General features: G+C 70.9%; 25 protein-coding genes. 7 read left to right on the top strand and 18 right to left on the bottom strand.

What is annotated here, in order from left to right:
* Positions 1 to 69: 69 nt before the first annotated feature.
* Both ACVCAG_RS06865 and ACVCAG_RS06860 read right to left on the bottom strand, forming a co-directional pair.
* Complete coding sequence (locus ACVCAG_RS06865; protein ID WP_440082525.1) at positions 70 to 3,204, bottom strand: BTAD domain-containing putative transcriptional regulator; 3,135 nt, start codon at positions 3,202 to 3,204, stop codon at positions 70 to 72.
* A gap of 357 nt (positions 3,205 to 3,561) precedes the next feature.
* Positions 3,562 to 3,711, bottom strand: coding sequence for a hypothetical protein (locus ACVCAG_RS06860; RefSeq protein ID WP_440082524.1), 150 nt, complete (start codon positions 3,709 to 3,711; stop codon positions 3,562 to 3,564).
* A 250-nt stretch (positions 3,712 to 3,961) separates the two neighbouring features.
* On the opposite strand from ACVCAG_RS06860, the gene ACVCAG_RS06855 reads away from it, so the two are divergent.
* Genes ACVCAG_RS06855 through ACVCAG_RS06845 form a run of 3 tightly spaced genes read left to right on the top strand, consistent with a single transcriptional unit; the run spans position 3,962 to position 5,843 of the window.
* Positions 3,962 to 4,300, top strand: a complete 339-nt coding sequence (locus tag ACVCAG_RS06855) for a hydroxyisourate hydrolase (protein WP_440082523.1) — start codon at positions 3,962 to 3,964, stop codon at positions 4,298 to 4,300.
* 41 nt (positions 4,301 to 4,341) lie between these two features.
* Positions 4,342 to 5,181, top strand: coding sequence for a BTAD domain-containing putative transcriptional regulator (locus tag ACVCAG_RS06850; RefSeq protein WP_440082522.1), 840 nt, complete (start codon positions 4,342 to 4,344; stop codon positions 5,179 to 5,181).
* Positions 5,178 to 5,843, top strand: a complete 666-nt coding sequence (locus ACVCAG_RS06845; RefSeq protein WP_440082521.1) for a hypothetical protein — start codon at positions 5,178 to 5,180, stop codon at positions 5,841 to 5,843. The genes ACVCAG_RS06850 and ACVCAG_RS06845 overlap by 4 nt, the downstream gene beginning before the upstream one ends.
* Positions 5,844 to 5,969: 126 nt before the next feature.
* Here the strand turns inward: ACVCAG_RS06845 and ACVCAG_RS06840 are convergent, their stop codons facing one another.
* The 13 genes from ACVCAG_RS06840 to ACVCAG_RS06780 all read right to left on the bottom strand — a co-directional run bounded on the left by ACVCAG_RS06840 (position 5,970) and on the right by ACVCAG_RS06780 (position 19,202).
* Positions 5,970 to 7,016, bottom strand: a complete 1,047-nt coding sequence (locus ACVCAG_RS06840) for an FAD-dependent oxidoreductase (RefSeq protein ID WP_447189595.1) — start codon at positions 7,014 to 7,016, stop codon at positions 5,970 to 5,972.
* A gap of 13 nt (positions 7,017 to 7,029) precedes the next feature.
* Positions 7,030 to 8,337: an MFS transporter gene (locus tag ACVCAG_RS06835; protein ID WP_440082519.1), complete on the bottom strand. Its 1,308-nt coding sequence runs from the start codon at positions 8,335 to 8,337 to the stop codon at positions 7,030 to 7,032.
* Complete coding sequence (locus tag ACVCAG_RS06830) at positions 8,334 to 9,572, bottom strand: ATP-grasp domain-containing protein (protein ID WP_447189594.1); 1,239 nt, start codon at positions 9,570 to 9,572, stop codon at positions 8,334 to 8,336. The genes ACVCAG_RS06835 and ACVCAG_RS06830 overlap by 4 nt, the downstream gene beginning before the upstream one ends.
* 1 nt (position 9,573) lies before the next feature.
* Complete coding sequence (locus ACVCAG_RS06825) at positions 9,574 to 10,941, bottom strand: cation:proton antiporter (protein WP_447189593.1); 1,368 nt, start codon at positions 10,939 to 10,941, stop codon at positions 9,574 to 9,576.
* Between the two features lie 5 nt (positions 10,942 to 10,946).
* Positions 10,947 to 12,752 (bottom strand): ABC transporter substrate-binding protein, encoded by a 1,806-nt coding sequence (locus ACVCAG_RS06820; protein ID WP_440082516.1) that lies wholly within the window; start codon positions 12,750 to 12,752, stop codon positions 10,947 to 10,949.
* Entirely contained in the window at positions 12,749 to 13,126 is a 378-nt protein-coding gene (locus tag ACVCAG_RS06815) for a hypothetical protein (RefSeq protein ID WP_440082515.1), read from the bottom strand. The genes ACVCAG_RS06820 and ACVCAG_RS06815 overlap by 4 nt, the downstream gene beginning before the upstream one ends.
* Positions 13,123 to 13,971 (bottom strand): dimethylargininase, encoded by an 849-nt coding sequence (gene ddaH, locus ACVCAG_RS06810; protein ID WP_447189592.1) that lies wholly within the window; start codon positions 13,969 to 13,971, stop codon positions 13,123 to 13,125. Before ddaH ends, ACVCAG_RS06815 begins: the two co-directional genes overlap by 4 nt.
* Positions 13,968 to 15,212, bottom strand: coding sequence for an ATP-grasp domain-containing protein (locus ACVCAG_RS06805; RefSeq protein ID WP_440082513.1), 1,245 nt, complete (start codon positions 15,210 to 15,212; stop codon positions 13,968 to 13,970). The genes ddaH and ACVCAG_RS06805 overlap by 4 nt, the downstream gene beginning before the upstream one ends.
* Before the next feature lie 11 nt (positions 15,213 to 15,223).
* Positions 15,224 to 16,759 (bottom strand): class I tRNA ligase family protein, encoded by a 1,536-nt coding sequence (locus ACVCAG_RS06800; RefSeq protein ID WP_447189591.1) that lies wholly within the window; start codon positions 16,757 to 16,759, stop codon positions 15,224 to 15,226.
* Positions 16,756 to 17,121: a cupin domain-containing protein gene (locus tag ACVCAG_RS06795; RefSeq protein WP_440082511.1), complete on the bottom strand. Its 366-nt coding sequence runs from the start codon at positions 17,119 to 17,121 to the stop codon at positions 16,756 to 16,758. Before ACVCAG_RS06795 ends, ACVCAG_RS06800 begins: the two co-directional genes overlap by 4 nt.
* Positions 17,122 to 17,151: 30 nt before the next feature.
* Complete coding sequence (locus tag ACVCAG_RS06790; RefSeq protein ID WP_440082510.1) at positions 17,152 to 18,450, bottom strand: SidA/IucD/PvdA family monooxygenase; 1,299 nt, start codon at positions 18,448 to 18,450, stop codon at positions 17,152 to 17,154.
* A gap of 74 nt (positions 18,451 to 18,524) precedes the next feature.
* Positions 18,525 to 18,683, bottom strand: a complete 159-nt coding sequence (locus ACVCAG_RS06785; protein ID WP_440082509.1) for a hypothetical protein — start codon at positions 18,681 to 18,683, stop codon at positions 18,525 to 18,527.
* Positions 18,684 to 18,833: 150 nt separating this feature from the next.
* The gene (locus tag ACVCAG_RS06780) at positions 18,834 to 19,202 is read right to left on the bottom strand and encodes a hypothetical protein (protein ID WP_440082508.1); all 369 of its coding nucleotides are present in this window, start codon (positions 19,200 to 19,202) and stop codon (positions 18,834 to 18,836) included.
* Positions 19,203 to 19,486: 284 nt separating this feature from the next.
* Here ACVCAG_RS06780 and ACVCAG_RS06775 point away from each other — a divergent pair, with 284 nt between their 5' ends.
* On the top strand, positions 19,487 to 20,476 hold the full coding sequence (locus ACVCAG_RS06775; RefSeq protein WP_440082568.1) for a LuxR C-terminal-related transcriptional regulator: 990 nt from the start codon (positions 19,487 to 19,489) through the stop codon (positions 20,474 to 20,476).
* Positions 20,477 to 20,554: 78 nt separating this feature from the next.
* Here the strand turns inward: ACVCAG_RS06775 and ACVCAG_RS06770 are convergent, their stop codons facing one another.
* A complete protein-coding gene (locus ACVCAG_RS06770) occupies positions 20,555 to 21,061 on the bottom strand; it encodes a hypothetical protein (RefSeq protein ID WP_440082507.1) in 507 nt (168 codons plus the stop codon).
* 295 nt (positions 21,062 to 21,356) lie between these two features.
* Between ACVCAG_RS06770 and ACVCAG_RS06765 the strand changes: the two genes are divergently transcribed.
* From ACVCAG_RS06765 to ACVCAG_RS06755, 3 genes are all read left to right on the top strand, one after another.
* Positions 21,357 to 23,030, top strand: a complete 1,674-nt coding sequence (locus ACVCAG_RS06765; RefSeq protein WP_440082506.1) for a fibronectin type III domain-containing protein — start codon at positions 21,357 to 21,359, stop codon at positions 23,028 to 23,030.
* 154 nt (positions 23,031 to 23,184) lie between these two features.
* Positions 23,185 to 23,838, top strand: coding sequence for a hypothetical protein (locus ACVCAG_RS06760; protein WP_447189590.1), 654 nt, complete (start codon positions 23,185 to 23,187; stop codon positions 23,836 to 23,838).
* The gene (locus ACVCAG_RS06755; RefSeq protein WP_447189589.1) at positions 23,805 to 24,623 is read left to right on the top strand and encodes a nickel/cobalt transporter; all 819 of its coding nucleotides are present in this window, start codon (positions 23,805 to 23,807) and stop codon (positions 24,621 to 24,623) included. The genes ACVCAG_RS06760 and ACVCAG_RS06755 overlap by 34 nt, the downstream gene beginning before the upstream one ends.
* Positions 24,624 to 24,696: 73 nt before the next feature.
* Here the strand turns inward: ACVCAG_RS06755 and ACVCAG_RS06750 are convergent, their stop codons facing one another.
* Both ACVCAG_RS06750 and ACVCAG_RS06745 read right to left on the bottom strand, forming a co-directional pair.
* Complete coding sequence (locus ACVCAG_RS06750) at positions 24,697 to 25,848, bottom strand: CU044_5270 family protein (RefSeq protein WP_447189588.1); 1,152 nt, start codon at positions 25,846 to 25,848, stop codon at positions 24,697 to 24,699.
* The gene (locus ACVCAG_RS06745) at positions 25,845 to 26,384 is read right to left on the bottom strand and encodes a sigma-70 family RNA polymerase sigma factor (protein WP_440082502.1); all 540 of its coding nucleotides are present in this window, start codon (positions 26,382 to 26,384) and stop codon (positions 25,845 to 25,847) included. Before ACVCAG_RS06745 ends, ACVCAG_RS06750 begins: the two co-directional genes overlap by 4 nt.
* Positions 26,385 to 26,485: the final 101 nt, after the last annotated feature.

Genomic DNA, 26,485 nt, shown 5'->3' with positions numbered 1-26,485 from the left:
CCGGTGGCACGGCCGGCGACGACCGCTCGGGGAGGTCCGGCTCCCGGACCTCCCCGGACCATCCGGTCCTCAGGACGCCGGGACCTTCCCCGCCCGTCCTCGCGGTTGTTCCAGGGCGGGTGGCGGAGGAGGCTCCAGCTGGGCGCGTACCCGGGCGGCGATCGCGGGGGGCATCGTGCCGGCCAGTTCGAGGGCCTCCTCCGAGACGCTCAGCGCCGCCTCTGCCTCACCGACGGTGGTGTACGCCGCGCTGAGCATGACCAGGACGCGCATCTGGTGGAGCGGCGCGTCGATCTTGTGGAACAGGCCGAGGGCCTGGTGGAAGCGGCCGATGGCCTGTTCGGTCTGGTCGACGGCGAGCGCCAGCTCGCCGAGCGCGAGCACGACCCTGGCCTCGGCGAGCCTCTCCCCCGCGGTGGTCGCCACCTCCAGGGCGTTCTGGAGGGTGAGCTCGGCCTCCTGGAGGTCCCCCTGGCGCAGCCGCGTGACGCCCAGGCCGTGCAGGGCGTACGCCTCGCCGGTCGGGTCGCCGATGTTGCGCACGGTCGTGAGCGTCTGCTCGAAGACATCGGCCGCCGACGCGAACTCCTCCGACCTGAGGTAGGTCTCGCCCAGCCGGTGCAGGACCTGCGCCTCCACCCGGCGGCTGCCGCCGACCCTGCTGAGTTCCAGTGCCTCGCCCAGCAGACGCTTGGCCTCGTCGAGCTCGTCGCAGTCGAGCCTGATCTGGGCCATGCTGTGGAGCACGTAGGCGGAGGCGACCTGGTCGCCGGTGCCGCGGAAGATGCCCAGCGCGCGGTCATAACGTTCCACCGCGTCGTCGAGCCGTCCGCTCATCCGGTCCAGGAAGGCGATGTTGCGGATGACGAGGGCCACCCCCAGGTCGTCCCCGGCCTCCTCGAACAGCTCGGCCGCCGACTCGAAGTCGCGCCGCGCGTCCCCGAAGCGCTGCTCGGCGATGTACAGCGAGCCGATCGAGTAGAGCATCGCCGCTTGCCCCCGGCGGTCGCCTGCCTGCCGGGCGGCGGCCAGGGCGACCTGGTGGGTCTCCCGCCAGTCGTCGAAGTAGATCCTCGACTCGAACAGGGTGACCGCGCTGATCGCGAGGTCCCAGCACAGCTCGACGAACCCGGCCTGCGCCGCCTGGCGGATGCCCGAGACCAGCGTCAGCCGCTCGCGCTCGTACCAGGGAAGGGGGGCCATCACCAGTTGCTCGACCAGCCGCCCGGGCAGCGGCCAGCGCGGCGCGTCACTGTGGACCTGCACGTAGTCTCCGCCGTACTCGCGGCGGTGCGCCTCGCCGGTCAGGAAGAGCAGGCCGCCGAGCACCCTCTCCAGCGCGGCGTTGCGGTCGGCGACCGCCTCCTCGCCGGCGAGGCGCTCGCGGGCGAACACGTGGATCAGGTCGTGGAAGCGGTACTGGCTGTGCACGCCGTACCCGGCGTCGGTCGTCTCGACCAGCTGGCTGTCGGCCAGGTCGTCGAGCAGGTCCTGCGCGTCGGAGGGATGGCAGTCGAGCAGCGCGGCGGCGACCCAGCCGGAGAAGTGCCGGGACTCCAGGATGGCCAGGCGCCGGAACAGGCGGCGCGCGTCCTCGCTGACGCTCTCGTACGTCAGGGAGATGCTCGCCCTGATGCCCAGGTCGCCGTGTTTGAGCTCGTCGAGCCTGCGGGTCTCGTCCTCCAGCCGTCCCACGAGCTGGTCGATCGTCCAGTGCGGGCGGGCGGCGAGCCTGGCGCCCGCGATGCGCAGCGCCAGCGGCAGATGGCCGCAGAGGTCCGCCAGCTCGGCCGCCGACTCCCGCTCGGCCTGCACCCGCTCGACGCCGGCGATGCGGGCGAGCAGGTCCACCGACTGCCTGGAGTCGAAGAGGCCGACGTCGAGATGGGCCGCGCCCGGCAGGCCCGCGAGCCGGCTGCGGCTGGTGATTATCACCGCGGCCTCGGGATTGCCGGGCAGCAGGGGCAGCACCTGGCTCTCGCTCCTGGCGTCGTCCAGGACGATCAGCATCTTGCGCCCGGAGAGCAGCCCGCGGTACATCTCCGCCCGCTCGTCCACCCCGTCGGGTATCGCGTTGCCCGGCACGCCCAGGGCGCGCAGGAACCGTTCGAGCACCTGCCCGGAGCCGACCGGATGGGACTCCCCTCCGTGCAGGTCGGCGAAGAGCTGGCCGTCCTCGTAGCGTCCGGCGACACTGTGCGAGACGTGCACCGCGATCGTGGACTTGCCGATGCCCGGCTTGCCGACGACGGCGATGACGGGGACGGCGAGCCGCTGCCGGTCCTCCGCGGCGAACGTGAGCTGGCGGCGGATCGCCTCGACCAGCTTGATCCGGCCGGTGAAGTCGGCGATGTCGGTGGGAAGCAGGCGGGGGACCGTCCGCCGGGCGGTCGGCTCCTCCTGCGTCTCCGCGTGGCGCTGGGGCTGATGCTGGTGCTGTTGCTGCCGGCCCGGCGGGTCGAGGCTCTCGTCGGAGGTGAGGATGGCGTACTCGAGCTGCTGGAGGCTCTCGTTGGGTTCGATGCCCAGCTCGTCGATCATCGTCTGGCGGGCACGGCGATAGACCGTCAGCGCCTCGGCCTGGCGTCCCGAGCGGTAGAGCGCGATCATCAGCTGGCCGCGCAGCCGTTCCCTGAGCGGGTGTTCCTCGACGAGCTCGCTGAGCTCGCCCACCAGCTCGTGGTGCCTGCCCAGTTCCAGCTCGAGCTCGACGCAGTCCTCGTTCGCGGTGATCCGGCGCTCGCTCAGCCTGCCGACCGCCCCCTGCACGAGCCGGCTCTCCTGGCCGTCGAGGGCGGGTCCCCGCCAGAGGGCGAGCGCGTCCCGGTAGTGCCTGACGGCGTCCTCCGGACGGTGGCCCTCGCGAGCCTGGCGGGCCTGGTTCAGCAGGCTCTCGAAGGTGTGGGAGTCGAGCTCCCCCTCGGCGACCCGCAACGTGTATCCCTGGGAGTGGGTCGCGATGACGTCGGGCCCGCCGTTGGCGGCGAACAGCCGCCGCAGCGAGGAGATGCAGATCTGCACCTGCGCGCGCGAGGTGCTGGGGAGGTCCTCACCGTAGATCGCGTCTGTCAGCCGCCCGATGGTGACCATCCGGTTGGCCTCCAGCAGGAGGCAGGAGAGGACGACCTGTTGCCGAGGTGCGCCCAGATCCAGGCGCCGGGCGCCGGCGACGACCTCCAGGGGGCCGAGGATCCGATACTCCACCGAATCTCCTTACAGAGTCGCGGCCTGTCCAGAAATTCACCGCACGGTCGGTGTAAGAGAGACATCAGGGATCTAAACGCTGCCTTAAAACCAGGCAACAATAGACTCAACCCCACCCTCCTTGATCTCTGGACATATAACCCAGCGATCACGGTGGGCAATTTATATGCATGAAACGTGGTCTGCCCGGGATCATACAACGTCGCTGGTGGGAGAACCAGTGGGGTTTGTAAAGGTCTGGCCCGATTTGCGACTAACGGGCGGGTTTGAGACATGAAGAAGCGGCCGGAGCTTGGACGGCTCCGACCGCTTCGGCGAACCCCCGCCGCCGGCGACCTCTCCGGGCGGGGGTGCAGTTCAGCCCCAGGGGGTGTTGCTGGCGAGCACGGTGGTCGTCGGAGCCCCGTCGGCGACCGAGGGGACGACGGCGGCGAGACCGAGGCACCCGAGGACCGCGACGGCGGAGACGATGATCCGGAGGGTGGTGAAGCTCGCGAATTCCCGCATTTCCTGTACCTCTTCTTCGTGTCTCGCAGGCCGTTCACTGCTGTCCGCCTGTCTGCTTCAAAACGTAAATAGCCCCCCTATCCGCCCCTTATCCGATCCCTTCTGATCCGGCATCCGAGCCGTCCGGCACGAAAGAATAGGCTCGGGTAGCCGATGGATAGCGGACGGATAGCCCTCCCCTGGAACCTGATGGGACCGAGGCCGCGCGATAAGGGTCACGCGGCCCCGACCAGCAGATGGGTAACCTCACATGAGCATCGCCACGCAGGCACTTGACGGCGTTTACGGCCGGTCCGCGGCCGGTGTCCGAGCTCGCCTGGAGCGCGCCTCGGGCACCGGCTGGGAGCCGGTCTCCGAGGGCGAGACCGACACCGATGGAAACGTCAAAGAATGGACGGACGAATTCATGGAGCGCGGGCTCTATCGTCTCGTCCTCGCCACCGACCACTATTTCGCCGGGCTCGGCATGACCACCTCCTACCCGGAGATCACGGTCATGTTCCGGATGCACGACGAGCGCATGCCGTATCACGTCCAGGTCGTGCTGGCGCCACACTCGTACTCGACGTGCTTCGGCGTCCGCGGGTGAGTCCGCGAGCGGCGGAGTCCGTCCTTCCAAGGGAAGCGAACATGCCCGTTCAACAATTGGCGAAAGCCGGCCCCTGCGACCCCGGGCGGGACGAGGGCACGCCCTCGGTCATCGCCCGATGCCTGAGCAACTTCCGCCTGGAGGTCGACGGGCGGGCCGTCTCGCACTGGCGGGCCGGCAAGTCGAGGGCCTTGTTCCAGTACCTGCTGGTCAACCGTGAGCGGTTCGTCCACGGGGACCGGCTGCGCGAGGTGCTGTGGCCGGAGCGTGAGGACCACCGCTCCAGCTCGCTCAAGGTCGCCGTGCACGGCGTGCGGCGGGTGCTCAACGAGTTCGAGGACAGGGACGGCTTCACCCTGCTCCACCAGGACCACGGGTACGTGCTGCGGACGAACAGCGCGTGGGTGGACATCGAGGAGTTCCAGCGCGCCTTCGACCGGGGCCGGAGCGCGTGGGTGGCCAAGGACCACGACACCGCGATCGCGTGGTTCCAGCGGACCGCCGACCTGTACGTCGGGGACTTCCTCTCCGGCGAGACCGGCGACTGGATCAACGAGCAGCGGCAGTGGATGCGCGGGACCGCGCTGCGCGCCCTGTCCGCGCTGCGCACCGAGGCGCTGGAGCGCGAGGACTGGCCGGCCGCGATGCACTGGTGCCGCAGGGCCCTCGACGTCGATCCCCACCACGAGACCACCTACCAGACCCTGATGATGATGCACGGCGAGCTCGGCGAGCTCGGCCGCGTCCTGAGCTGGTACGAGGTGTGCCGCCACCGGTTGCGCACCGACCTCGACGTGGAGCCGAGCGAGCGCACCGAGCGGCTGCTGGCCACGCTCATGCGGGGCCGGAACCGGCCGCCCCTGACCGGTCGGCGCCCGTGACGGCGCCCGTGACGCCCCCCGGCCGGGGGCCCGATCTGGAACGCCTGCGCGCGGCGGTCGGCGAGTTCGCCCGCTACGGCGCGGCCGACAGGTCGTGGGAGCGGCTGCTGCTGGCGACCGGCCCGTGGGTCGACCCCGCACTCGCCGCCCATCGCCGGGCCCTGCTGACCTGGTTGAACGCGTGGGGGTGCCGGCTGCGCTATCCGCGCGACGGCGAGCCCGACGTCTTCGGCACGGAGACCGCGGCCTGGTGGGACCGCTGGCGGGAGCGCCTCCCCGGCCGGGACGCCACGCTCGCGGCGCTGGACGACGCGGAGATCGACGTGCTGGGCGAGTGCTACGCGGACCTGTCGGCGATGCGCGCGGCCCCCGGGGCCAGGCCCCGCTCCCTGGGGCCGACCGCCGCGACCAAGATGCTGCACGCCCTGCGCCCGGCGGCGCTGATGCCCTGGGACGCGGCCATCGCCGACGCCCTGCACGGGTCCCGTACGCCGGACGCCTACCGCGCGCACCTGCGGCTGGGCCGGGAGTGGGCGCGGCGCCTGCTGGAGGAGGCGGGTGTCGGCGAGCGGGAGCTGGCGGCGCGGCTGGGCCGCCCCGGGCGCCCGCTGGCGAAGATGCTGGACGACTACTGCTACCTGGCGTTCACCGCGGCGACCTGACCGGTCGCCGGGCTCCGCCTTCACGGCCGCGGGGACGGACGACCCGGCCGGGCTCCCTCCGCACGGCGGCGTTCGCGACCGGCGACGGTCACCGGGACGCGACCCGGACGGGTCGCGTCCCCGCGCTCATCGCAGCGACCTGACCAGGCTTCGCGCGGCCGTGCGGCTCGCGGCGAGCACGGTCTTGCCCGCGCCGCCGCTCCCCCCGGTGAAGGTGTAGACGCCCTTGGCCAGGGGACGCAGCGACAGCCCTCCCGTGGGGTGGTAGCACTCGACCGCGGTGACGGCCCTGACCGTCCCGCCGGATGGCCGGTATCCGATCCTGGCCTCGGCGACGTCGAGGATCCTGCTGGTGAGCACCGGGTCGGTCGGCGTGGGTCCAGGGGTGATGTCCCATCTGTCGGTGGGCAGCCCGAGCAGGACCCGTCCTTCGGCGTAGGACCTGCCGTACAGCCCCGACGTCTCGTCCACGAACGCGTCGGGATTCTTCCCCGCCGAGGGACCGAGCACGTACTGGATCACCTTGGTGCGCAGCCCCGCGTCCGTCAGGCCCGTACGGGCGAGAAGTCCCTGGGTCCACGCCCCGGCGGCCACCACGACGGCGTCGAACCTGGCCGGACCGCCCTCGGCCGGCCGGACCTCGGCCTCGGCGGTGATGCCGTCCACCTGCCCGTCGGTGACGAAGGCGCCCGACCTGGCGAGCTCGACCAGGAGCCGGTCGCGGAAGGCGTTCGGGGAGAGGTATCCGGCGCGCTTCTCGACGACGGCCACGCTCCCCTCCGGCAGCTCGCGGAACGTGCCGCGGGTGCTGAGCTCCGCGCCGCTGACCAGGGAGATCGAGCCGGGCAGGCGGCTGCGTACCAGCTCGACCAGGCCCTCGGTGCCCGGTCCGAGGCCGGGCAGCAGGTACACCGAGCCGGTCTCCCGGTAGGAGGCCCACTCGCGCAGCTCCCGGTTCGAGTGGAGCTCGGCCAGGCTGTCGGCGGCCTCCAGGCACAGGGCGGGGTCGGGCTCGAAGGCCCTGGTCAGGCCTCCGGAGGCGGCGCTGGCGTCGGCCCTCCTGTGCGGCTCTCCGGTGTACAGGTGGACGGCGCTCCCCCTGACGACCTCGCACAGCCGCCAGGCCAGCATGGCCCCGGCGATCCCGCCGCCCACGACGGCGATTCTGATCATGGCACTCCTCCGTTCATGTCGCCGAGGCGGTCGCGGTCCGCGACTCGTCGGCCTTGTTCGGGTCCCGCATGCCGATCAGGCCCGCCACGGTCGCGATCGCGGAGACCAGGGCCGCCCACAGCCACACCGAGCGCCCCACCTGGAACCACACCAGGGTTCCGATGACCGGCCCGATCGCGGTGCCGAGCCCGAAGACGCTCTGCATGGCGCCGATGTAGCGCCCGCGGAGCCGCTCGGGACCCGCCAGGGCGGGGTAGGCGAACGTGGTGGGCCCGCCGATGATCTCCGAGAGCGTCCAGACCAGGGTGCCGAGCATGAACCAGATCGGCAGCGGGGAGATCGCGTAGATGGCGTAGCCGACCGAGACGAGCCCGAGGCCGAGCAGCGCGGTCAGCCGGATCGGCCACTTCTGCACGACCTTCGTCATCGCCAGCTCGCAGGTGATGACGATCAGGCCGTTCAGCGACACGGCAGCGCCGTACCACCACAGGCTGATGCCGGCGGCGGAGATGTCGAGCGGGAGGGTGGCCGTGTACTGGCAGTAGACGATGGAGGTGAGCAGCATCGCGACCAGGTAGACGCTGTAGCGCCAGTCGGCGAGCACCGCGAGGTAGCCGGAGCGGCCTTCCGATGAAGACGCCGCCGACGCCTCCGACGCCTCCGCCTGCCTGGCCGCGGCGCGCGCGGCGCGCGGGGCGCGCCGGGGCAGCGCGAACATCACGATGCCGCCGAAGATCAGTGCCGCGGCGGCCTCGCCCCAGAAGAGCGCGTTGTAGGAGACGGCGAGCAGCGCGGCGCCGATCAGCGGGGCGGCGGTCATGCCGAGGTTCAGGCCGAGCCGGTACATCGCCGTGATCATCACGACCCGGTGTCGCGGTGTCAGCTCGGTGAGCATCGTCTGGGCCGCCGGCCGGTAGAACTGGCCGACCGTGCTGACCATGAAGACGGCGGCCAGGATCATGGCGTAGGACGGGGCGTAGAGGATGGACACGATCAGGAGGGCCGAGCCGCCCATGCTGATCAGGGTGACCGTCCGGGCGCCGAGCCGGTCGGAGAGCGACCCTCCGGCCAGCGAGCCCACCACCGCGCCGGCCCCGTACACGCCCAGCGCGAGCCCCGCCTGGGTGGCGGAGAAGCCCCGGTCGGTCAGGAACAGCACCAGGTAGATCTGGATGAACGCGGCCAGCCTGCTGATGAAGCCTCCGAAGAGCAGCGCCTTGACCGCGCGCGGGGACTCCCTCAGGGTGGCGAACACCCCGTCGTCCGGCTTGTCCGGGGGTGTCGAGGACAGGTTGCTCTCGTTCTCGATAACGGCGGTCATGTGGCTGCCTTCACCTTCAGGTTCGCCTCGGCCGCGTCCAGCGCGGCCCGGCACTCGTCGACGGTCGGGGATAGCGCGGTGGCGTAGGCGATACGCCCCCACAGGGTGCCCTTGGGCGGTGGTGAGACGGTCGCGCCCGCGGCGACCACCGGGACGACCCGGTCGATCTCCGGGGGCAGGCCGGTCTCGTCGAACGCGATCGACTCGATCGTGGTGTCGTCCTCGGCGACGTAGAAGAAGCGCACGCCGCCGACGAGCTTGCGCTCGGGGGCGAGGTCGGGGGTACGGCCGCAGGCCACCGCGGCGGCGGCCAGGCCGGGGTCGATCCCGGTGGTGAGCATCCCGAGGTAGGGGATCATGTCCCCGCCCAGGCGCGCGTTCACCTCGATGACGCGCAGTCCCCTGGAGGAGAGCTTGATCTCGGTGTGGGTGAAGCCGTCGGTGAACCCGAGCGCGGTGTGCGTGTCCTGCAGGACGCGGCAGAACCCGGGATCCTGCAGGAGCTCGTCCTGGGCGTCGACGAAGTGGCCTATCTCCTCGCAGTAGGGCTCGTAGCCGAGGACCTTCCTGCCGAGGAAGAGCGGGGTCACCACGCCGCCCTGGACGACGGCGTCGACGCTGACCTCGGGGCCGTCGGCGAACTCCTCGACCAGGACGGGCACCTCGAACGTCGCCCCGCCGGGGACCTTCAGGTCGTGGACGAAGGCGAACCGCTCGGCCAGCTCCGCGGGGTCCTCGACCCTGATGACGCCCAGGCTGCCGCCGAGGCCGCGCGGCTTGAGGATGGCCGGGTAGCCGACCGTCTCGGCGGCGCGCAGGGCCTCGTCGAGCGTGGAGACGGCCAGCGATCTGGGCTGCGGGACGCCGAGCGCGTCGAGCGCGACGCGGGTGAGGTGCTTGTCGCGGCAGCGGCGCACCATCTCGGGGTCGCCGCCCGGCAGGCCGAGGGCCGCCGAGACGTGCGAGGCGGCCAGGATCGTGGCCTCGTCCCAGCACAGCACCCCGTGCACGGGCTCGCGGGCGGCGAGCTCCAGGGCGGCGGCCGCCATCGCGGGGCCGTCGGCCAGGTCGGCGACGACGGTCCAGCCGGTGACGTACTCCCGCTCCCAGCCGGGCTCGGCGGTCACCATGAGGTGGACGCGGTACTCGGTGGCGATGGAGCGCAGCAGGTACTCGCGGTAGTGCCGCATCCCCGTCGCGACCACCAGGATCAGCGGTCTGGTGTCGATGGTCATGTCACGCCTCCTTGGCGGTGGTCACGAGCTGCCTGTCGGTGCTGTCGGTGCCGTCGGTGCCCTGCAGGGTGTCGAAGAACTCCTCGCGGACGGCCTCGTCCTCGGTGGGGGCGATCCTGGCGGCCGCGTGGCGCAGCAGCGGCGGCGCCATCATCGAGGTCACGACCGCGACCAGGACGATGACCGTGTAGGACGCCGTGGTGAGCACGCCCAGGCGCAGCCCCACCATCGCGATGATCACTTCGATCACGCCGCGGGAGTTGAGGCCGGCGCCGAGCGCGAGGGCCTCCCAGCGGGTACGGCGGGCGATGCGGGCCCCGAGGTAGGCCCCGGCGAACTTGGCGGCGATGGCGACGGTCAGCACCACGATCCCGGCGATGAGCACGGGCGGCTTGGCCAGCTCGGTCAGGTCCATGCGCAGGCCCGCCGTCGCGAAGAAGATCGGTGCGAGCACCGCGGCGACGAGCGTCTGCAGGGGTGCCAGCCTGGCGACCTTCAGGTCCGGCGAGGAGCCGACGAGCGCCCCGCAGACGAAGGCGCCGAGGATGGCCTCGAAGCCCATCGACTGGGTGGCGGCGGCCGAGAGCAGGATCATCATCGTCACCGCGGCGATCGTGGTGGCGCTTCCGCCCCGGTCGGCGGCGCGCAGCACCCTGGCGACCACCCTGCGGCCGAGCAGGACCGACACGGCCACGAGGCCGGCGAGCAGCGCGATCGCGGTGAGCGCGGCCTGCCCGGTGCGCGCCCCGGCGGTGGCGAGCGCGGAGACCACCGAGAGCAGGAACCAGCCGACCACGTCGTCGATGACGGCGCTGCTCAGGATGAGCTGGCCGATGTCGCGGTGGAGCAGGCGCATCTCCGTCAGCACCTTGGCGATGACGGGGATGGCGCTGACGCAGAGCGCGACGCCGAGGAAGAGGGCGAAGACGGTGTGGTCGACGCCTTCGGCGATCATCTCGGAGGGGGCGAGGAATCCGAGCCCGACGCCGAGGACCAGCGGGACGACCAGCCCGGCGCCGCTGATCCAGGCGGCGCTCCTGCCCTGGCGGCGGATGAAGCCCAGGTCGAGGTGCATGCCGGTCAGGCCCACCAGCAGCAGGACGCCGACCTGGCCGACCGCGTCGATCATGTGGAATCTGGCCGGGTCGGTGGGCAGCAGCCAGGCGGAGAACTCGGGGGCGACGTTGGCGAGCAGCGAGGGCCCGACCAGGATCCCCGCGCTGAGCTCACCGAGCAGGGCCGGCAGCCCGAAGCGGACGGAGAGACGGCCCAGGACGGTGGCCAGACCCAGGAGCAGCCCGAGCTGCAGCAGGAGGATCATCAGGTCGTGGGCGGGGATGACGGCGACGGGAGCCGCGGCGATCGGCATGGGGATCAGTCACCGCTCTCGACGTAGTACCAGTTCTCCGGGCTGATCATCCCGAAGGGGTTGATCGGCTCGAAGCCGCGGAGCCTGTTGGAGACCTCGAACAGCCGCAGGGAGAAGTTCGGGATGAAGATGACGGGCACCTGCTCGGCGATGTAGTCCTGGTACTCGTAGAGGGCGGCGGGGTCGTCGCTGGTCAGGGTGCGGTCGATGAGCTCGTCGGCCCTCGGGTCGGTGTAGTGGCCGAAGTTGCCGCCGGCGTCGGTCCGAAAGAGGATCTCGCCGCTCGGGTAGTGGTAGACCCAGCCGCCGCCCCAGGTGCTCAGCTCCCACAGGCAGGGGCTGTCGGGCCCGACGACGCAGGGGGCGTCCTCGGCCACCAGGACCGAGCCGTAGACCTCCTGCAGCCGCAGTTCGATGCCGGCCTTGGCCGCGTCGTCGCGGAACTGCTCCATCAGGCGGGTGAGGGCGGGGCGTCCCTCGGCGTACCTGAGGGAGAAGCTGAGTTTCGTGCCGCCGGGGATGTCCGCGCCCGCCTGGCCGGGGCCCTCTCCGGGGTTGACGCAGACGGCGGGCGTCGTGCTGGTGTCCCAGCCGTTGGCCTCCAGCAGCTCGCGGGCCCGCCCGGCGTCGAAGGGCAGGATCGGCGCGCCCTGCAGGGTGGGCGAGACCAGGTCGCTCACCGGGTAGCGGGGCACCGGCCCGTCCTGCCGGTAGGCGTAGCCGTGGTAGATGTCGCGGGCCGCCCGGTCCTGGTCGAGCGCGTGCTGCATCGCCTGCCTGATGTAGGTCTGGGCGAGCATCTTGCCGGCGACGGTCGGGTTGTTGTAGTTGAGCGGGATGTAGCGGATGCAGAAGGCCGCCTGCGGGACCAGCGTGTAGTGCTCGCCCAGCGGGTTGGGGCCGCCCTTGGTGGGGTCGTCGGTCGGCTCGGTGCTGAAGCTCAGCGGCAGGTAGCCGACCTGGATGCCGTCGGGCCCGTCCGGTCCCTCCAGCAGTTTCCGGTACTCCTCGCCGTCGGACATGAAGGGGACCTGCCGGAACTCGTCCAGGTGCGGCTTGTTCGGCCCGGAGTAGTGCTCGTTGGGGACGAAGGTGACGACGCCCTCCATGGTGTAGCTCTTCAGCCGCCATGGGCCGCTGACCACGCTCCACACCGGGCTCGTCGCCCAGTGCACGCGGTCGGAGTTGTCCTCCTCGATGACGCCGCCGTTCTCGCCCATCAGGAAGTCGTAGACCGCGGCGACGTTCTCCAGGCCGTACGAGGCGTCGGAGGGCCCGTCGGCGGTACGGTCCCAGGCCTTGGGCATCGGGGTGATGGTGCTGAGCTGGTTCATCAGCACCCAGCGCTTGGAGTACACCTTGTCGAAGGTGAAGTAGACCTTGTCCTCGGCGAGCTTGCCGTAGGAGACGAGGTTGTCGGGGAAGCAGCCCGGGACGTACTCGCCGTAGCGCTCACCCTTGACCGCCATCATGTTCACCCAGAACAGCACGTTGTCCGCGCAGATCGTCTCGCCGTTGGACCACTTCCAGGGCTTGACGGTGACGGTGACGGTGAGGCCGTCCTCGCTCCACTGCGGGGGCTCGCCGATGCTGAGGTCGTAGTCGACCTCGGGGGTGCCGTGCGTGCCGAAGAAGTAGAGCGGCCGGTACATCAGGATCTGGAACTCGAGCAGATTGCGGGTGCCGAAGCGCTCGGGCGGGGTGAAGGGGAAGATGATGGACGGCGGGAATCCGGGGGCGCAGGCCCAGGTCACCGTGCCGCCCTTGACGGGCTTCTCAACGTTCGGGCGGGCGATGGTGTTCAGGGTCATGGTCGGCTCTCAATCCTCTGGTGGGGCAGCGTGAAGGTGTCGGGGTCGATCTCCTCAAGGAGGGAGACGCCGCTGCTCGCGTGGGCGCCGAAGCGCTCCCACGTCTCGTGGAGCAGGACCCGGCCGTCGGGGAGCAGTTCGGGGGTGCTGCGGCAGTGGCCCGACACGACGGCGCCGGTGTCGAGGACCATGGTGTAGGCGAAGTCGAGGGTGCCGTCGGGGGCGCAGAGGCCGGTGAGGCTGCCCCGGCGGGCGTGGCCGCCGGAGAACTCGCCCCACAGCAGGTCGCCGTCCTGGCGGTACAGGGCGACCGGGTGCCTCTCCCCGGAGGGGACGCCGCCGGTGGTGAAGCGGCGCCCGTTGTAGTCGATCATGAGTGGGCCGCCCTGAGTTCGAGGGTGCAGCACTTGGCGCTGCCGCCGGACTTCAGCAGCTCGGAGAGCTCGACGCCGATGGGCTCGTAGCCGCGCTCGCGCAGCTCGCCCATGAGGTGGGTGGCCGCGGGCGGCATCAGGACGTGGCGGCCGTCGGAGACGGCGTTCAGCCCGAACACCTCGGCGTCGGCCTCGTTGGCGATGATCGCGTCGGGGTACAGGACGCGCAGGACGCCCTGGCTCTCCCTGGAGAAGGCCCCCGGGTAGTACATGATCTGGTCGCGGCCGAGCACGGCCAGCGCGGTGTCGAGGTGGTAGAAGCGCGGGTCGACCAGCCGCAGCCCCGCCACGGGCATCCCGAAGAACCTCTCCGCCTCGCGATGCGAGCGGATGTCGGTACGAAAGCCGGTGCCGGCCAGCAGGTACCTTCCGGCGTGCAGGTAGTCGCCCTCGCCCTCGTTGACGTGGACCGCCTCGCGGGTCTTGTAGCCGCGGGCGCGGAACCACTCCAGGTAGGCGGGCCCCTCGGCGGCCCGCTCCTCGTACCGGAACCTGGCCGACAGCACCTTGCCGTCGATGACCGTCGCGCCGTTGGCGGCGAACACCATGTCGGGGTTGCCGGGCAGCGGCTCGATGAACTCCACCTGGTGGCCCAGGGCGCGGAAGGCGCGCAGCAGGCCGTCCCACTGGAGTCTGGCCAGCGCGCCGTCGACCGGTTTGCCGGGATTCATCCAGGGGTTGATGGAGTAGACGACGTCGAAGTGGGTGGGCGGGCACATCAGGTAGCGGCGGGTGCGGGCGACGCGCAGGGTCCGCGACGGCGCCTCCTCGATCAGCTGTGTCATGACACTTCTCCGTCCTGGGCGAGCGTGACGTTGATCTTGGAGGCGTAGTCGAGCATCGTCTCCCTGGCGTCCTCCAGGGAGGTGCCGGTGGTGCCCAGGAAGCCGAGGATGCTGTTGCCCTCCGGCGGGCGCCGGACGACGTCCCCGGGGCTGGCGGTGATCTTGAGGAAGAAGACCTTGTCGGACTCGGAGACCTCGGCCGGCACGTCGATCGCGGTGATCCGGCCCGCGTCGCACATCAGGCACATCGCGGTGACGTGGACGCCGGTCGGCCGGTAGTGACGCACCCGCGGCGCGGCGCCCCTGGCCACGTCCATGACGGCGCGGATCGGGTTGTGCGCGGCGGTGATCCCGGCGATGAGGTCCAGCCCGCCGCCGCCGGGCCTGATCGCGATCTCCAGCAGGTACGGCTCGCCCCGGTGGAAGCGCACCTCGGCGTGCAGCACGCTGCGCCGCAGCCCCTGGGAGTGCGCCCCGGCCCTGACCACGCGGTGGACCGCGGCCACCTGCTCGGTGGTGAGCGAGGTCGGCCCGTGGTGCACGTCGTCGTCGAAGGTGCCCCCCTCGACGGTGATGCGGTCCACGATGGAGCCGAGGTAGACCTCGCCGTCCCAGGCCACGGCCTCGATGAGGAACTCGTCCCCGTCGAGGAAGGCCTCGACCAGCAGGCCGTGCGGGCCGAGGTCGAGGCCGTGCGCCTCCATCTCGAACCACGACATCCCCTCGATGCCGGCCAGCGCCTGGGGGAACAGCTTCGCCATCTCCTCCGCGTCGTCGATCTTGAACACGAAGTTGCTCGCGGCACCCAGAGTGGGCTTGAGGATGACCGGGTAGCCGAAGTCGGCGGCGGCGCCGAGCGCCGCGTCCAGCTCGGTGACGAAGCGGAAGTCCGGGTGCGGCGCGTCGTGCCTGCGGTGCGCCTCGCGCATCAGCAGCTTGTTGCGGCTGGTCCTGGCCGCCTCGACGCCCACGCCCGGCAGGCCGAGCGCCTCGGCGACGGCCGCGACCGTGGTCACGCCCGACTCGGAGAAGGTGATGATCCCGTCGAAGCGCTCCTGCTCGTGCCACTCCTTGGCCTCGGTGATGAGGTCGTCGATGTTCTGCGAGCCCACGACGCGGTAGTGGTCGCCTGGCCAGAAGTCCGGGGTGCCGATGCCGTTGAGCACGTAGAGCTCGGCGCCGTAGTCCTGCACCTGCTGGTAGCGGGAGCGGTAGTAGGTGGCGTTCTGTCGGGCTTCCATGGCGAGGAGTTTCATCGGGGGCTCCCGGGCAGTCGCGGTAGCGGGAAGGCGTCGATCGTCTCGGCGGAGGTGTCGAGGGTGAGCTCGACACCGGCCGCCTCGGCCTCGGCCGCGACGTCGATGAGGATGGGAGCGGCGCAGGAGAGGAAGGCGCGCACCTCCATCAGGAGGTCGCCGGGCTCGTCGCGCTCGGCGGTCAGCAGCCTCGCGAGCTGGGTGACGATGCCGTCCGCCGCCCTGGTCAGGCTGAACGAGGTGAGGTCGTAGCAGAGCCTGAACCTCTCGACGACGACCGCGGCCCGGCGGCGCCCGGCGTCGGTGACCTTGAACTCCTCCCCCGGGTCGGTGACGAGGGCGTCGAGGCGGTCGGCGAGCGCGTTCCACGGCTCGCGCAGCCTGCGGGCGGTGACCTTGTCGAGCCCCTCCCTGGTGAAGTTGGCCCGCTGGTCCTCCGGGCAGGTCAGGGCGAGGTAGAAGCGGACGAGGTCGCGCGGCACCTCGGCGACCAGGTCGGCGCCGCGGATGAGGTGGCCCCGGCTGGTGGAGAACTTCTCGTTCTCCAGCTCGTAGAACTCGTTGCAGACGTTGGCGTCGGGGGTGAGGTAGCGGTCGCCGTGGGCGAGCAGCATGACCAGGTCGACCATGCCCCAGAAGTAGACGTTGTCGAACCCGTGGAAGTAGACGAGGCTGTTGCCGCTCTCCGCGCGCCAGGCCCGGTCGACGGGGCCCTCGGGCTCGCCGGCCGCCTTCCAGGTGCTGTAGATCGAGGCGGGCATCGCCTCGACCCACGGGTAGAGGATCTGGCCGGGCGTCTCGGCGAACGGGGCGTCGATCCCCCAGCCCGGCGACGGCACCGTGATCGGGATCTCCGGGAGCGGCCGGGCCAGGATCTCGCGGATGAGCTGCCTGCTGTGTCCCCTCCAGGTGTGCTCGCGGGCGGCGTAGTAGGCGGTGAGCTCCTCCCGGTAGTTCTCGATGGGCAGGACCAGGACGGTGACCTCGCGCGAGGTCACCGGGTCGGCGGGGTCGAGGACCGAGCGCGGGTCGCCCAGGTCGTCGAAGTGGTTGGGGTGGCCGCAGCCCTCGCACGACCCGCCGCAGCTCTCGGTCAGGCAGGCCGGGCACTCGCCCTTGACCAGCCCGTCGAACAGGTAGGTGCCCGCGTTCTGCGCGTACGGCATGCGCACGGTCCGCGGCTCGAACCGGCCCCGCTCGTGGAGGGCGGTGACGAAGTCGAGCACGGTCCGGCGGTAGGTGTCGTCGATGGGCGGCATCGGGGCCAGGGAGATGCCCATCGCCTCCACCGACCGCTGGATGGCGGCGGTGGACGCCGAGCACAGCTCGGCGGGCGTGGTGCCGTGCCTGCGGGCGGTCGAGATCATGTACGACTGGCTGTCGTCGGTGCAGGTGTTGTAGTTGACGGGGCGGCCGTCGGCCCGCAGGTAGCGGGCGTAGACGTCGCCGGCGACGTAGGGGCCGGCCATGTGGCCGACGTGCAGGTCCCCGTTGGGCGTCGGCGTCGCGGCGATGACGATCGTCTCCGTCATGTCTCCTCCTGGTGACGACTCTCGAACACGCGGGTCATGTCGTGGTCCCACCAGATGCCGTACATCTCGAAGGAGGCGGTGCCGTCGTTGACGACCCGGTGGTCGGTGCCGGGCGGGAAGTAGGCGACGTCCCCGGCGGAGAAGGGGGCGCGCTCACCCTCGCTCTCCAGGACCGCCTCGCCGGAGACGGCGATGAAGATCTCGTACTCGTGGTGGGCGTGCCGGGTCGAGGCGGTGCCGGGCTCGATGACGCACCAGGCGCCCTCGAAGGGGGCGTTCAGCGTCTGCCAGGGCATCAGCCGCTTGGCGAGCAGGCCGTTGTCCCGGCGCAGGTGGGCGGGGTCATAGGTACGGAGGTCCACGGGGGTTCTCCTCGAAGGGTTCGGAGAGGATCAGGAGGCGATCGGGAGGGCGAACGGCGCCAGGAGCTCGGCGGCGGCGGCGCTGTCCCGGATGTCGTGGACGATCTCCTCCGCCCGGTTGGCCAGCGTGCTGAGCAGGGAGTCGGCGATGCCGTGCGTGTCCTCGTTGACGCCCTGCAGGTAGCAGGAGGCGCCCGAACCGGCGGGCAGGGACAGCTTGTAGAAGCGGTCGACGCCGATCTCGCCGAGACCGGCCCTGGCGGCGAGGTCGCGGATCAGCGCGGGCATCCGGCGGTCGAAGCCGGTGCCGAGCAGCAGGACGTCGCAGGGCAGCTCGTCGTAGCCGCCGCTCTTCCTGTCCTGGAGGGTGAGGACGATCTCGTCGCCCTCCAGCCTGGCCCCGGCGATCTCGGCCATCGTGATCATCTGGATCCTCTCCCGTCCGGTGAGGCGCTCCAGGTAGATCTGCCGGTAGAGGTTTTCCAGCAGGCCCGGGGACAGGCCCGCGTAGTTGGTGCGGTGCATCTCGCCGAGGAGCTGGCGCCGCGCCTCGGGGCGCGAGCGGTGGAACTCGTCGACGAAGGAGGCGTAGAAGAGCTCGTTGGTGAACTTGCTGCTCTCGTAGCCGTTGAGGCCGATGGAGCGCATGATCATCGTGCACTGGGCGTTGGGCATGCTCTGGTGGGTGGCCCACAGCATCTCGGCCGCGCTCTGCGCGCCGCCGATGACCGCGACCCGGTGCGGAGCGTCGTGGTCGAGCCCGGCGATTTTCCGGCTGTACTCGGTGCTGTGGATGATCCGCTCGCGGGGGAGGGTGTCGAACACCTCGGGGACGTGCGCGTCACGGCCCGCGCCGACCACCAGGGTGCGGCAGCCGATCGTCGAGCCGTCGGCGAGCCGGACGACCCACCGCTCGACGCCGCCGTCCTCGGCCATGACCGGCTCGACCGCCACGCAGCGCCGGCCGTACTCGATGCGCACCTGGGCGAGCGACTGCGCCACCCAGAGCAGGTAATTGGAGATCTCCATTCTATACGGGGTGAAACTGCCCAGATTGACGAATTCGCTGAGCCTTCCCACGGAGTGCAGGTGGTTCACGAAGGAGAATCTGCTCTGCGGATTTCTCAGCGTGACCAGGTCCTTGAGAAAGGAGACCTGGCTCTGGGTCCAGGGCAGCAGCATTCCGCGCTGCCAGACCACGTCCCCGTGCTGTTCTATGATCAGCGTTCTGGTGGCCAGTTCCGGAGCGAGCTCTTCGAGGGCAACGGCGAGGGCGAGGTTGGACGGCCCTGCGCCGAGGGCGAGTAACTCGACTTCCTGGTGCTTCACGGTGGTCGCCTCCCGGACGACTTCTCGGGCGCGGTGCCCGTGACGAATGGTTTGCTGGGTTTCTCCTGGTCGGCTCACTGCCAGCCGGCTCCGCCGGCCGGGGCGAGGGCCGCGACGAGGGACGCGGTGGCCGCGAGGCCGGCCCTCCCTCCGGGCACGGCCGCGGTGACGGGGACGGCGGTGAGCGAGCGGACGCCGAGGGCGGGGGCGATGGATCGGACCGTGGTGCTCATTGTTCTTCTTTCCTTTCGACCGGCGATTCTCGGCGCCCTTTTCCTGTTTCGCAGGCGTGCCCCGGATTAACTTTTCCGGACATTTCCTGCTTCGTTCTGACACTTCGATTCTTGGTCGACCCAGCCGGATTCCGGAAGCCCCGGAGCCTGTCAGCGCGCTGCAATGGCAGGACGCTGACAGGCCTCCTCGTCGAACGTCTCGAGGCGCCCGAGCGCGAGGTCGAGATCGGTTCCGCAGGCCACCAGCGACCAGCCGGAGAGCTCGGGCACGCCGTCGAGGGCGCGCAGGCACAGCCGGGCCGCCGCGCTCTCGGCCTCGTCGAGGGTGGGCCTGCGGATGAAGAGCCCGAGACGGATTCCGGCGGGATGCTCCTCGCCGTAGATGTGCTCTATCCCGTCGGCGGGCTCCGCCAGCGCCAGGAGCAGGCGCCGGAGCTCACGCGCGGGTATCCGCCCGCCGGCCGGGGCCGGGCGGCCTTCGATCTCGGGGGCGCGTAGGCGCGCGTTGATGAGATACATGAATCGACCGTGGTTCGCGCGCGGCGAATCCACCAGGTGTTTCCCCTGGCAGGTCCATGGCGTGGCAGGATCATGCCATCGCGCCGCGCTTTCGCGTCCCGGCTCCGGCCGGCCCCCTGGCGACGCCCCGCGAACCCCCGTGAACCGGTGTGCCCCAAAGGGAGCGGGGGCGGTCGCGTAACCCGGTCATCACTGCGCCCGGCTAGTTTCAGACTGCGATCGTCGTGGGCCCCGCCCATCGGATCGCGTCTCGGTCATGCTCGAACCGTGGAGGGGTCGTGCTCATGCTGCTTGGCATCGGGTCCGCCGAGGAAACCGTCTACCGCACCATCCTGGAGAACCCCTCCTACGGGGTGACCGAGCTGAGCCTGGAGCTGGGATGGCCGGTCCACCGGATCCGCGCCACCCTGGACGAGCTGGCCAGGTTGTCGCTCCTGCGCCCCTCGTGGGAGGAGCCGGACGTGCTGCGCCTGGTCCGCCCGGAGGTGGGGCTGGCCGCGCTGCTGGCCAGGGAGGAGGCCGCGCTGCTCGCCAAGCAGCAGGAGATCGAGCGGAGCCGGACGGCCGTCGCCCAGATGATCGCGGCCTACGGCGACCAGCACCCGGCACGCCAGGACGACGGCTCCGAGGCGCTCGTCGGCATCGACACGATCCGCAGCAGGATCGAGGAACTGGTCGCCGAGTGCCGGCAGGAGCTGCTCGGGTTCGAGCCCAAGAGCGCCCAGACCCCGGAGAACATCATGGCGAGCCGCCCGCTGGACGAGGCTCTGCTCGACCGCGGCGTGGCGATCCGCATCGTCTACCCCGACAGCGTCCGCAACGACCAGGCGACCACCGGATACGCGGCCTGGCTCACCGGGAACGGCGGCCAGGTCCGCACCACCCCCGGCCTTCCGCTTCGCATGCTCATCTTCGACCGGCGGGCGGCCCTGCTGCCGACGGACCCCGCCGACAGCAGCGTTGGAGCGGTCCTGCTGCGCGGGGCGGGCGTCGTCGCCGCCCTGATCGCCCTGTTCGAGCAGACCTGGGGGGCCGCCGCCCCTCTCGGCGAGGAGCGCAGGCGCGACGAGAAGGGCCTCAGCGACCAGGAACGCGAGGTGCTCCGCCTGCTCTCGACGGGGCTGACCGACGAGGCGGTGGCCCGCAGGCTCGACGTCTCGGTCCGCACCCTGCGGCGCGTCACCGCCGAGCTGATGGAACGGCTCGACGCTCGCAGCCGGTTCCAGGCCGGATACCTCGCGACCGCCAGGGGATGGCTGCCGTCCTGCCTGTGACCACGCCGCGAGAACCCTGGGCGCTCCCTCGTCCGGAGGCGACGCGGCACGGGGGACCGGCTCCGGCGTGAACGGGGCTCAGCTCGCCGCGGGAAGTGCCGAGCCGTCCATCGGGCCGTCGGGACTGTAGACCACGCACATGACGTCGCGGTCACCGCCGGCCCAGGTCTCCCGGGTCGGCAGGACCGGGTAGAAGTTCAGCCCCGAGGCCGACTCGCCGCTCCAGTGGCTGTCGAATCCCCGCCGGCAGCTCCGCCACGCGAAGGCGCCCAGCGCGGCCGGATCCCATTCGCCGTCGGGAGCGTGCACGAAGCCGTACGACTGGTTGGCCGCCCGCTCGTGGCAGGGCGTGTACAGCACGACGACCTCCGCCGCCTCCCCGGAGTACGCCGGATCGGTGAAGCACTCCCCCGCCTCGATGTGCAGGATCCCGCTCGTCCGCGCGGTGACGAAGGTCTCGTCCTTGATCGTCGGCGCCGCCGCCGGGGTCGGCGGCGGGAACAGCGTCCCGAGCGCCACGAGGCCGAGAAGCAGGGTCCGGCGGCGGGCGGGCCGCCGGGTGCCGGCCTGGCGGGTGACGGTCAACGGGGCGTCCTCTTCCTCGGGAAGCGGCTCTTCACCCGGGGAGCGATTCCGCTGTTCGACGGCTGGTCGGCCACACCATAGGCGTGATCCGCGGAACGCGCGGGCAACGGAGGGTGGCGAGCGCGCGGACTTCCGGCGACATCGGCGGTACGGCCGGGTTCACAGGTTTCCGAGGGAGCATGTTCATCCGGGCGCAATGCTCCATATGGGCATTTGATGATCTTTTCTGGATCAATACGGACGTCCACCGCACTCCCTCGGTGGAATGTGATTCCTCCCCTGAAAAGAGCTCATGATGGGCGAAGTCAACATGCCCCGGCCCGCCGGACCCCGGCGAACGAAGCTGACGGCGGCGGGCGCGGGCGTGCTGCTCCTCGGCGGCCTGGCGTTCGGCCCGGTGGCGTTCGGCGCGGCCGCGCCGCCGAAGTATCCCGCCGCCGACATCCACAAGCCCTCCCCCATGCCCGACCGGGTCATCCTGACCCCGACCACCACCCCGTCGACCAGCCAGAAGGTCACCTGGCGGGCCGTGGCCGACGCCGAGTCGGCGCAGGCGGAGATCCTCGAGGCCCCGCGGGCGCTCGGCGAGGTCGCGCCCGCCGCGGGCGCGGTCGTCAACGTCAAGGCGGCCGTCAGCACCCCGGTCAACACCACCCTGGGGTACGCCTCCACCTACCACACGGTGGAGTTCACCGGCCTGAAGCCGAACACCCGGTACACCTACCGGGTCGGCGACGGCACCAACTGGGCCGAGTGGAGCGACTTCACCACCGCGGCGGCCGACCTGCGGCCGTTCTCGTTCATCTACTACGGCGACGCGCAGAACTACATCGACTCGGCGGTGCCGCGCGTCTTCCGCCAGGCGTTCGCCGACCGCCCGCAGGCCAAGATGATCGTCAACGCCGGTGACCTCATCGACTCCGCGAACAGCGAGGAGCAGTGGGGCCAGTGGTACAAGGCCGCCGGCTTCATCGACGGCCAGGTCAACAACATCTCGATCCCCGGCAACCACGAGTACAGCGGCGGGCTGTCCACCTTCTGGCGGCCGCAGTTCCCCTATCCGGACAACGGGCCGGGTAACCCGGAGCTGAAGCAGACCGCCTACACCGTCGACTACCAGGGCGTGCGCTTCATCGGCCTGGACTCCAACGTGCAGGGCAACCCGGCCCTGATGGCCGCGCAGGCCACCTGGCTGGAGGGCCTGCTCAAGGACAACCCGAACAAGTGGACGGTGGTGACCTTCCACCACCCCGTCTACTCCACCACCGGCACCCGCAACAACCCCGTCGTACGTGCCCAGTGGGGCCCGCTGCTCGAGAAGTACGGCGTGGACCTGGTCCTGCAGGGCCACGACCACTCCTACGGCCGGGGCAACGTGGCGACCGCCCGCAAGTCGGTCACGGTCAACAACGGCGTCGCCTACGTCGTGTCCGTCTCCGGCGGCAAGATGTACGACCTCAACAACGGCGAGAACTGGACCGGCAACGGCGCCGAGGTCGTCAGCCGGAGCCAGAACACCCAGCTCTACCAGCTGATCGACGTCGAGGCCGACCGCATCACGTTCGAGGCCCGCTACGCCAACGGCGAGCACCACGACGGCTTCGTCATCCGCAAGAACAAGGCGGGCGAGCGTACGGTCAACGAGATCCGCACGCCGGAGAACACCGTCGGCGAGCAGGTCACCGTCGACAGGACCACCGTCGAGACGCGTGGCGAGCTCAAGATCTCCGCGTACGGCTACGACCCGGACGAGCGCGTGTCCGTCTTCCTGAGGGAGGCCGGCGACCGCGACAGGGGGAACGGGCACGACAGGGACGACTCGATCGGCGTCCGGACCGCGGACGAGCTGGGCCGCCTGACCTACACCTTCAGGCTGCCGGGCAAGGCGAAGAAGGACGACACCTACGTGGTGTACCTGGACAGCGCCAACCAGAAGATCACCAGCCCGGTCATCACCGTCACCAGGTAGTGACCTCTCCGGGCGCGGGGCGGCCGTGACGGCGGCCCCGCGCCCGGAGGTACCGGCGCCACGCCAAGCCACGCCGGCGCCAGGTCGGCGCCAGGTCGGCGCCGCGCCGAAGTCGTGCCGGAGCCGTGCCGAAGTCGTGCGAACAGGAGATCCGTTGAGAATCCACACCCGCGTGCTGGCGGGCGCGCTGCTCGTCTGCGCCCTGGGCGGCTGGGCCGCACCGGCCGCCGCCCACCCCTTCGGGCCGCCGTCCACCGCGCGGATCGGGGCCGACGGCTCGCGCGTGACCATCTCGTGGTTCGCGGCCGAGGACGACTGGGTCGCCCTCGGCCAGTCGATCGGGGCGTTCGAGGACCCGGCCGGCGGTGCCGTGTCGACGGAGCTGACCGGTGAGCAGAAACTCGAGCGGTCGCCGGCCCTGCGTGACTACCTGCTGGACCGGGTCACGGTCGCCCAGGGCGGCCGGCGGTGCGAGAGCCGGCTGGAGGAACTCCGGGCACTGGTCACCGACGGCGCCCGCTTCGTCTTCGACTGCCGGAGCCCGATCACGCAGGTGGACGTCACCGTCGCCGCCCTGACCGACCTCAACAAGGCGTACCGGACGATGCTCGTCGCCGAGACCCCCGCGACCCCCGGGCGGACGCTTCTCACCGAGACCGAGAGCACCCGGCGCCTGACCTTCTCCGGCGCGGCCGGCGGTGGCATGCCCCCGGGGACGGCCGTCGTCGTCTGGGCCGCCGTACTGCTGGCCGGAGCGGGGGTGTTCGCCGCGCTGTGGAGGCGACGCGGGACGGGCGGGCGGTCGTGACGGAGTTCGGCGGCTTCGAGAGCCGGTTCGTCTCGCTCTTCGACGACAGGGGCGTCTTCTGGGCGGTCCTCGCCGTCGCGCTCGTCGCCGGAGCCCTGCACGCCGTCGCCCCCGGCCACGGAAAGAGCGTCACGGCGGCCTATCTGGTCGGTACCCGGGGCGGTTACCGCGACGCGCTGCGCCTGGGGGTCATCGTGGCGCTGATGCACACCTTCTCGGTGTTGGTGCTGGCGTTCGCCTGGGTGGGGCTGAGCGGCGCCGCGAGTTTCGGCACGAAGAACGTCACCGCCTGGATGCAGGTCGCGGCCGGACTGGTCACGATCGGCGTCGGAGCCCATCTCACCTACCGCCACCTGCGGGAACGGAACCGGCACCGGCCGCGGATCCACCACGGCCATGGACACGGACACGGGCACGGGCACGGGCACGGGCACCAGGTCGAGGCCGGGACGGATCCCTGGTCGCGCCGGGGCCTCCTCGCGCTCGCCCTCTCCGGCGGGTTGCTGCCCTCGCCGTCCGCCTTCGTCGTCCTGATGAGCGGGCTGCTCACCGGCCGGGCCCTCGACGCCGTCGTGCTCGTCGCCGCCTTCGGCCTGGGAATGGCCCTCACCCTGACCGGCGTGGGCGTCGCGACGATCCGGGGGTACGCGCTGCTGACCCGGAGGACCCTCGGCCGGTCCCGGGCCTCCACGGCGCTGGCCTGGGCTCCGGCCGCCGCCGGGGTCGTGGTCTCCTTCGCCGGCGGCCTCTATCTCGTCGCGGCGCTCGGCGCCGTGACCGGCTGACCGGAGAGACGGCGGCACCCCCCGAGGGGCGGACCCCGGCCGCGCGTCCGTCACCGCCGGGGTCCGCGCTCTTTCACCGGCCCTCCTTCTTGCACCCCTTCGGGGGGGAAGGCGGCGGCCCGGTCCATCCCGACTCGGGGCCGTCGGCGCTGTAGTTCACGACCTCGCCCTTGGTCACCCCCGAAGCCGTGCGGGACGCGTAGGTGACGGAGGAGAGCGTCCTTCCCGTCCCCGGGTCGAGGATCTGCCTGTAGTAGGCCGGCAACTTGCCGTAGTCTCCCCTCTCCCCGAAGTCCACGGACAGGCCCTTTCTGCCCAGCGGATCCGTCACCGTGCCCACGACCTTGACGGTCGGCAGGCCGGCCAGGACGCGGATGACGGCGGCGCGCTGGGCGGGGCTGAGCGACATGCCCAGGAGGTACCTAGTGGTGATGGGCAGGGACTTCTCGAAAGGCTGCTCCATCAGACCAGGGCCTTTCCGGCTCTCGTGGTAGGCGCGAAGCCGCTCCACGAGCCCGGCCGGATCGGTGGGGAGCGCCGCCAGATCCGCCATGGTGAGCATGCCGGCTTTTTTCTCGGGGTGAACGTCCTTGGAATCCACCTTCAAGGAATACTGGCAGCCCTTCGGCTCGTCGACGATCGGAATCCAGCTGCACCTCCCGCCGTTCTGGCAGAAGGCCTTGACCCGGGTGGGAGCTCCCGCCGCCCGCCAGGCGCGCTCGTCCCTGGCCGTGGCCGGACGGGCACCTGGCTCCCACAGCTTCGTGAGCACCGGATCGGCGGGGTCGCGCGGCTGCCAGATCTCGATGCGTTCGACCAGCATGATCCCGTAGCCGTCGCTGGACACGTGGCCGCCGCGGATCGTCACCTCTCGCCAGTAGGCGCCGCTCTCCGCGGGGAGCTTCCCGATCCTGTCGGCCAGGTCGAACAGTTCCTGGTTGGTCCTCGGCGGATCGAGCACGGCGGGGGCCGATGCCAGGTTCGTCACCAGCGCGAAGACCAGGGCCACGATCGCCGCCGTGGCCAGCGGCGCCCACAGCGCCCACAGCCGGGGCCGGGGCCGCGGCGGGGTCGGCCCCGGGCGCGACGGCCCGCGCGAGGATTCTCCTGGCGCCTCGGCTGTGGCCATGAGCAGTATGTCGTCGGCGGAGACGCGTGATCCGCGGTCCAGCGAAGCCGGGCGGGCCATGGCGAGCAGGTCCATCGCGTCGGGCTTGCGGCTCATCGCAGCTTCCTTCCTGGAACGGTCACGGATTTCTGGAATGTGCCGGTGCCGGTGGCTTCGATCGCCGACCGCAGCCGACGGCGCGCTCGATGCAGGCGGACGAAGAAGACGGCCTTGGTACAGCCGAGCACCTTGGCCGCTTCCACGGTGGACAGGCCATGCCAGGCGGTCAGGGTCAGGAGCTCCTTGTCGGCTTCGGACAAGCCGGCCAGGGCACGGAGGACGGCGACGCGCTCGGTGGCGTGTTCGCCCGCGTCGGCGACGGCCTCCTCCACCCACGTCCTCAGTTCGGTTTCCAGGGTTTCGCGCCGGGCGGCCCGCCGGAAGTTGTCGCGCAGGATGTTGCGGGCGACGCGGAGGAGCCATGGCAACTGCGCGTGGTCGGGAATGCCGTCCAGACGCCGCCAGGCCACCAGGAAGGTCTCGCTGACCACTTCCTCCGCGAGTTGATGTCCGGCGCGACTTGCCGCATAGCCGTACACCCGCGCTTGGTAGGTGTTGTAGAGCGCGGTGAAGCGCTCATGGGGGGTTGGCACGCCGGTTCCTTCGGTCGGGGACAAACGTTCATAGAGCAAGTGGTCCGAAGGAAGGCTTACTTACATCTCGATTCCGCATTTTTTCCACCGGTCGGCTTCGG

This window comes from Streptosporangium sp. G12 (genome assembly GCF_052983175.1).
Note: the sequence above shows the minus strand (reverse complement) of the source record. Positions and strands in the feature narration are given on the sequence as shown.

Coding starts and splice junctions, on each gene's coding strand:
- ACVCAG_RS06840 (WP_447189595.1), bottom strand. CDS start 7,016: ATGATCAGAATCGCCGTCGTGGGCGGCGGGATCGCCGGGGCCATGCTG.
- ACVCAG_RS06765 (WP_440082506.1), top strand. CDS start 21,357: ATGGGCGAAGTCAACATGCCCCGGCCCGCCGGACCCCGGCGAACGAAG.
- ACVCAG_RS06835 (WP_440082519.1), bottom strand. CDS start 8,337: ATGACCGCCGTTATCGAGAACGAGAGCAACCTGTCCTCGACACCCCCG.
- ACVCAG_RS06805 (WP_440082513.1), bottom strand. CDS start 15,212: ATGGAAGCCCGACAGAACGCCACCTACTACCGCTCCCGCTACCAGCAG.
- ACVCAG_RS06850 (WP_440082522.1), top strand. CDS start 4,342: ATGCCCGTTCAACAATTGGCGAAAGCCGGCCCCTGCGACCCCGGGCGG.
- ACVCAG_RS06800 (WP_447189591.1), bottom strand. CDS start 16,759: ATGACGGAGACGATCGTCATCGCCGCGACGCCGACGCCCAACGGGGAC.
- ddaH (WP_447189592.1), bottom strand. CDS start 13,971: ATGACACAGCTGATCGAGGAGGCGCCGTCGCGGACCCTGCGCGTCGCC.
- ACVCAG_RS06780 (WP_440082508.1), bottom strand. CDS start 19,202: ATGTATCTCATCAACGCGCGCCTACGCGCCCCCGAGATCGAAGGCCGC.
- ACVCAG_RS06830 (WP_447189594.1), bottom strand. CDS start 9,572: ATGACCATCGACACCAGACCGCTGATCCTGGTGGTCGCGACGGGGATG.
- ACVCAG_RS06820 (WP_440082516.1), bottom strand. CDS start 12,752: ATGACCCTGAACACCATCGCCCGCCCGAACGTTGAGAAGCCCGTCAAG.
- ACVCAG_RS06825 (WP_447189593.1), bottom strand. CDS start 10,941: ATGCCGATCGCCGCGGCTCCCGTCGCCGTCATCCCCGCCCACGACCTG.
- ACVCAG_RS06855 (WP_440082523.1), top strand. CDS start 3,962: ATGAGCATCGCCACGCAGGCACTTGACGGCGTTTACGGCCGGTCCGCG.
- ACVCAG_RS06815 (WP_440082515.1), bottom strand. CDS start 13,126: ATGATCGACTACAACGGGCGCCGCTTCACCACCGGCGGCGTCCCCTCC.
- ACVCAG_RS06775 (WP_440082568.1), top strand. CDS start 19,487: ATGCTGCTTGGCATCGGGTCCGCCGAGGAAACCGTCTACCGCACCATC.
- ACVCAG_RS06785 (WP_440082509.1), bottom strand. CDS start 18,683: ATGAGCACCACGGTCCGATCCATCGCCCCCGCCCTCGGCGTCCGCTCG.
- ACVCAG_RS06750 (WP_447189588.1), bottom strand. CDS start 25,848: ATGAGCCGCAAGCCCGACGCGATGGACCTGCTCGCCATGGCCCGCCCG.
- ACVCAG_RS06860 (WP_440082524.1), bottom strand. CDS start 3,711: ATGCGGGAATTCGCGAGCTTCACCACCCTCCGGATCATCGTCTCCGCC.